2 protein-coding genes are annotated in these 2,735 nt (G+C 55.2%); both read left to right on the forward strand.

The window, feature by feature from the left end:
• The coding region (locus J3350_RS13785; protein ID WP_207687010.1) for a DUF4366 domain-containing protein at positions 1 to 618 on the forward strand (618 nt) is incomplete at its 5' end.
• 99 nt (positions 619 to 717) lie between these two features.
• The coding region (locus tag J3350_RS13790; protein ID WP_242700305.1) for a DNA topoisomerase 3 at positions 718 to 2,735 on the forward strand (2,018 nt) is incomplete at its 3' end.

The raw sequence follows: 2,735 nt of genomic DNA on the forward strand, positions 1-2,735 counted from the left end.
GTTCTGCCGGAAGTCGTGGAGGAAGATGTTGTCACAGTCACGGATGAAACCGCTGGTGCCCTGACCCCGGAGGGCAACCTGACGCTGGTAGACGACTACCACACCGACTATTCCGATGGCAGCGGTCAGCAGTTCATCACGCTGGTGTCGAAGTCGGGTGCGACTTTCTATCTGGTGATTGACCGCAACGCCAAGGGACAGCAGACCGTTCACTTTATGAACCTTGTGGACGAAGCCGACCTTCTGGCTCTGATGGAGGAAGATGCTGCCGATGCTTATACCGCTGAAAAGGAAGCAGCGGCACAGGCTGAACAGGACAGGCTGAAAGCCGAGGAAGAAGCCAAGAAAGTCGTCGAAGAAGCGGCGGCATCCGGCACGGAACAGCCCAAGGAAAACAAAGTCACAAAGATCGCGTCCGGCTTTCTGGGGGTGGTCGTGCTGATTGCACTTGTGGCAGGCGGCGGCTTCTACGCTTTCGCAAAGCAGAAGCAGAAAAAGCAGGCTGAAAAAGAAGCCCTTGACCCTGATGCAAACTACACCGAGGACAAGGGCGATTTTGAGATTCCCACCGAGGACGAGCCGGAGGACACCGGCGAGGATGATACCGAACCCATCTGATTTTAAGGCGGCGGTCTGCCGCCTACATATTGCAATCCGAAACAGATTGGAGGGATATTTATCGCAAAATTAGTCGTGGCGGAAAAGCCATCCGTCGCTATGTCCTATGCAAAAGTCCTTGGTGCCACCAGCCGTCAGGATGGCTACCTTGAGGGCAACGGCTATCTCGTCAGCTGGTGCATGGGGCACTTGGTGGAGCTGGCTCCGCCCAATGTCTACGATGCCAAGTACGTCAAGTGGAGCATTGCAGACTTGCCCATCCTGCCGCAGAAGTGGCAGTATCCGGTGTCTGCCAGCACCAAAAAGCAGTTTGGCATCCTGAAAAAACTCATGCACCGCCCGGATGTGAATAGCATCGTGAACAGTTGCGATTCCGGCCGAGAGGGAGAACTGATCTTCCGCTTGGTGTACCAGCAAGCAGGCTGCAAAAAGCCCTTTTCCCGTCTGTGGCTGTCCAGCATGGAAGAAAACGCTATCCGCGAGGGTTTTCAGAAACTCAAACCGTCAACTGAATACGACGCGCTGTACAATGCAGCACTCTGCCGGGAACGTGCCGACTGGATGGTCGGCATCAATGCGTCCCGGCTTTTTTCGTGTCTGTACAACCAGCCTTTGGCGGTGGGGCGTGTTATGACCCCGGTGCTTGCCATGACGGTGGTTCGGGAAGCCGCCATCGCCGCCTTTGTGCCGGAGAAATTCTACACGGTGGATCTGGAACTGACCAGCGGCTGCACGGCATCCAGCCGCCGCATTCCTGAAAAAACCGTTGCAGAGAACCTGCTGGAAGCCTGTCGAAAGGAGATGGTGGCAACGATCCAGCGCATCACCCACAAGGAAAAGTCCGAGAATCCACCGCCGCTGTACGACCTGACTACACTTCAGCGGGATGCCAACCGCCTGTTGGGATATAGCGCACAGCAGACGCTGGACTATGTGCAGAACCTGTATGAAAAGAAACTTACCACTTATCCCAGAACTGATAGTTGCTATATCACCGACGATGACGAGGAAATGCTGGAGGAACTGACTGAGGAACTGGAAAGGTTTCTCAACATTACCCCGGAAGATGTGGACGAGGCGGTGCCCCGGACACGGCGCACCGTCAACAGGGAAAAAGTCACCGACCACCACGCCATTCTGCCCACTCGCAGTATGCTGCAAGCCAATCTGGACGCACTGCCCAAGGGCGAGCAGAACGCCCTGAAACTCATCATTGCCCGGACGCTGATGGCGGTAGGCAAACCCTTCCGGTATCTGGAAACCATGTTGACCACCGAATGTGCCGGGGAGGAGTTTACCGCCAAGGGCAAGGAGGTTCTGGAGGAAGGCTGGAAAGCGGTGGAACGCAAGGTGCTGGCAGACATCCTGAACCGAAAACAGGAACTCACCGCCCTGCCCAATGCAGCCGAAAACGAGTGCGGCATTCTCAACGCCGAGCTAAAGGAGGGTCAAACGTCTCCGCCGAAGCATTTTACCGAGGACACCCTGCTGCACGCTATGGAAACCGCCAGTGCAGACAGTATGCCGCAGGGCGTGGAGCGTCAGGGTATCGGCACTCCGGCAACCCGTGCCGCAACTATTGAAAAACTGGTGCAGAAGGGCTTTCTGGAACGGAAGGGCACCAAGAAAACCAAGGTGCTGCTGCCCACGGATAAGGGAAAAGCCCTTATCACTGTGATGCCCGAAGAAATCCAATCCCCGGAAATGACCGCCGATTGGGAAACAAAGCTGCTGCAAATCGAACGTGGCGAAATGGAGCCGAGCGAATTTATGACCGAGATCAATACGATGATTACCGAACTGGTAAAGAACACGGAAATGAAAAAAGGAGCGAATGCGCTTATGAAAAACAAAATTATTGGTGTCTGCCCGAATTGCGGTGCAAATGTTGTAGAGCGTGAAAAAGGCTGGTTCTGTGAATCCAACCCTTGCCGTTTCGTGCTGTGGAAGGACAATGCGTTCTTTAAGCGTCTGGGCAAGCGTCTGGACGCCCATGTGGCAGACAAGCTGCTGCGGGATGGTCGGGTCCGGCTGAAGGACTGCAAGAGCGCCAAGGGCAAGACCTACAATGCCACCGTGCTGCTGTCCTGTGAAGCTGATGGCCGCAGCAAGTTTTC

Origin of the sequence: Faecalibacterium sp. Marseille-Q3530 (assembly GCF_017377625.1) — a bacterium.
Taxonomy (GTDB): Bacteria; Bacillota; Clostridia; order Oscillospirales; family Ruminococcaceae; genus Faecalibacterium; species Faecalibacterium prausnitzii_E.